General features: G+C 30.1%; 1 protein-coding gene. It reads left to right on the forward strand.

The features are described from left to right. Positions 1-438: MauE/DoxX family redox-associated membrane protein (locus QWI17_RS00075; protein WP_302720473.1), on the forward strand; the 438-nt coding region annotated here is incomplete at both ends.

A 438-nucleotide genomic window follows, 5' to 3' on the forward strand; every position in this document is an offset into this window, starting at 1 on the left:
TGTTTATATCTATCTGATTATTAATTACAGTGATTTTGTCCCATGTTCTTGTGGCGGAATTCTAGAAAAACTTGGATGGACAGAACATTTGATTTTCAATCTAGTATTTGTTGGATTAGCTGTAATTGCCATTTACATGGGTAGAACAGCTATTTATCAAAAAACTAAACGAAAACTATTTGTTACTTTCTTTGCTATTTCGATTGTTTCAATTGGAAGTGTCATTCTTTTATTTCTTACATCTGAACACATTATCAAACAAGAAAATAATTTTACCAGAAGGTATTTACAACATCCAATTATCGAAGAAAAAGCGATTGATCTAGGCGCTAATTCCTATTATTTTACAGGATATGAAAATAATACGTTGTATTTAGGAAATTATACTGCTCCACTTGTTTTAACGAGTGTTGATACCAATACAGATCAAATCGTTTC

Origin of the sequence: Gilvimarinus gilvus, from assembly GCF_030518155.1 — a bacterium.
GTDB classification, from domain to species: Bacteria; Pseudomonadota; Gammaproteobacteria; order Pseudomonadales; family Cellvibrionaceae; genus Gilvimarinus; species Gilvimarinus gilvus.